This is a genomic window from Kitasatospora sp. NPDC057198, from assembly GCF_042670125.1.
Taxonomy (GTDB): domain Bacteria; phylum Actinomycetota; class Actinomycetes; order Streptomycetales; family Streptomycetaceae; genus Kitasatospora.
The window spans coordinates 1-2683 of sequence record NZ_JBHUWH010000714.1 but is presented as its reverse complement, the minus strand read 5'-3'; the positions used below and the strand labels follow the sequence as shown (position 1 = coordinate 2683).

Annotated in this window: 1 protein-coding gene and 1 tRNA gene; both read left to right on the top strand. The window is 72.2% G+C overall.

The annotated features are described in order from the left end of the window. The first annotated feature begins 33 nt into the window (after positions 1-33). Positions 34-107, top strand: a tRNA-Lys gene (locus ACFUEL_RS38125). A gap of 243 nt (positions 108-350) precedes the next feature. Beyond that, a complete protein-coding gene (locus tag ACFUEL_RS38120) occupies positions 351-2609 on the top strand; it encodes a transglycosylase domain-containing protein (protein ID WP_380242569.1) in 2259 nt (752 codons plus the stop codon). The last annotated feature ends 74 nt before the right edge of the window (positions 2610-2683 follow it).

Here is a 2683-nt window from a genome sequence, read left to right as displayed (position 1 = left end):
GTCGGGGAGGGTGTAGTGTTCTCCCGTCAGCACGCGCCGCTAGCTCAGTTGGTTAGAGCAGCTGACTCTTAATCAGCGGGTCCGGGGTTCGAGTCCCTGGCGGCGCACAGACAGCGAAAGGCCCCCCTTCACCGGGGGGCCTTTCGCGTTTCCCGGCCCGGTCGCCATGTCCCTTGCGCGGCACACTCGTTGAGAAGGGGGAGGATGCAAAGCTAAGCGGGATTTAAAGATCGTCTTAGGAGAAATGGGACATAGGTCCCTAACATCTGACAAGTCGATCAGTCAGGCTGGCGAGGTTCACGCCGTCGCCCGAGCGAGCAGCCCGTCCGGGGCCTGCGGGAAGGTCTCCGTTGCCTCGAAAGCCCCGTGAGCGGAGCGAACGGAAGAAGCGGACCGGCTGGCGCCGGCTGATACCCACCTGGCGCATCACCCTGCTCGGGCTGGCCGCGTCCCTGCTGCTGGGGGTCGGGCTGTTCGCCCTGGGCATCGCCATGGTGAAGGTGCCGGACGCGCACGCCGCCGCCACCGCCCAGTCCAACACCTGGCTCTACTCGGACGGCTCGGTGCTGGCCCGCACCGGCCAGACCAACCGGCAGAACGTCCCGCTGGACAAGGTCTCCCCCGAGGCGCAGCACGCCGCGCTGGCCGCCGAGGACCGCAACTTCTACTCGGAGGGCGCGGTCAACCTCAAGGGCATGGCGCGGGCCGCGTTCAACACCGCGTCCGGCGGCACCACCCAGGGCGGCTCGACGATCACCCAGCAGTACGTGAAGAACGCATACCTGAACCAGAAGCAGACCGTCAGCCGCAAGGTGAAGGAGGTCTTCATCGCGATCAAGGTCGACGCGACCCTGAGCAAGGACGAGATCCTCTCCTCCTACCTGAACACCTCCTACTACGGGCGCGGCGCGTACGGCATCCAGGCCGCCGCGCAGGCGTACTTCGGGGTGGACGCGAGCGAGCTGACCGCCGCGCAGGGCGCCTACCTGGCGACGCTGCTGAACGCGCCGAGCGCCTTCGACGTGTCCTCGGCGAGCGAGGCCGGCAAGCAGAAGGCGATGGCGCGCTGGAATTACGTGCTGGACGGCATGGTCGCGAAGAAGTGGCTGGGCGCCGAGGAGCGGCAGCAGACCGCCTTCCCCGAGGTGCTGGCGCCGAAGTCCGCGCCCGGCCTGTCCGGGCAGGCCGGCTACCTGGTGGCCGCGGCGACCTCGTACCTGACCGGCCACGGGATCGTCTCGGACGCGCAGCTCGCCCAGGGCGGCTACACCATCACGCTGACCGTCGACTCGAAGAAGCAGCAGCAACTCCAGGACGCGGTGCAGGCCCAGCTGACCGCCAACCTGAAGCCGGACAGCCGCAAGGTCGACGCGGCGGCGCAGGCCGGCGCGGTCTCGGTGGACCCGAAGACCGGGCAGGTGCTGGCGCTGTACGGCGGCTCGGACGCCACCAAGCACTGGATCGACAACGCCACCCGCACCGACTACCAGGCGGGCTCCACCTTCAAGGCGATCGCGCTGGCGGCCGCCCTGGACGCCGGGGCGCGCACCCAGTCCGGCGAGCGGATCACCGCCGACACCGTGTACGACGGCACCAACCGGCGGCCGGTGCGCGGCGCCAAGGGCACCCCGTACGCGCCGCCGAACGAGGGCGAGCGCTCGTACGGGCAGATCACCCTCCAGCAGGCCACCGACTGGTCGGTGAACTCGGTGTTCGCGCAGCTCGCCCAGGACACCGGGCTGGAGAAGGTCCGCGCCACCGCGGTGGCGCTCGGCCTGCCCGAGGACACCCCGGACCTCAAGGCGCTCGCCTCGATCCCGCTGGGCACCGCCACGCCGAGCGCGCTGGACCTGGCCGGGGTGTACGCCACCCTGGACAACGACGGTCAGCAGATCACCCCGTGGCTGGTGAAGGGCCTGGAGCTGGGCGGCGAGCAGATCGCGCTGCCCGAGCACCGGGCGACCCGGGCGATCTCCAAGGACGCCGCCCGGTCCACCACCGCGATCCTCCGGGGCGTCGTCGACGACCAGGGCGGCACCGGCTACCGGGCGGCCGCGCTGAACCGCCCGGCGGCGGGCAAGACCGGCACCACGGACGAGTCCAGGTCGGTCTGGTTCGCCGGGTACACCCCCGAGCTGGTCACCGTGGTCGGCCTGTTCGGGCAGGAGCCGGGCACCGGCAAGCAGGTCAGCCTGGACGGCGTCGGCGGCACCGGCAGCGCGGCGGGCGGCAAGTACCCGGCGCAGATCTGGACGGCGTACATGAAGGCGGCACTGGCCGGGCAACCGGTCACCGACTTCGCCGGGCCGACCCGGGCCCCGGCCGCGAGCACCCCCTCCGGCACGCCGAGCCCCTCCGCGACGCCCAGCGGCAGCCCGTCCCCGACGGACGGCGCCGGCGCCACCTCCTCGCCGTCCGCCGAGGACGTCCGGCCCTCGCGCTCGGCCACCTCCCGGCCCAGCGCCAGCACCGGGGCGGGCACCGGCGAGGACGACCGGCAGCCCTCGTGGAGCCCGTCCGCCCGCCCCGGCGGCGGGGCCGGCCGCAGCCCGTCCAGCAGCACCGCGCCGGCCCTCGGCGGGGCCGGGGGGCTGCTCGGCACCCAGTAGCGACCGACGGATTCGCACCTTACGGCGGAGGGGTCCGGGCTGGCACAATGCGGCGATGCGCAGCAGCCCGGACC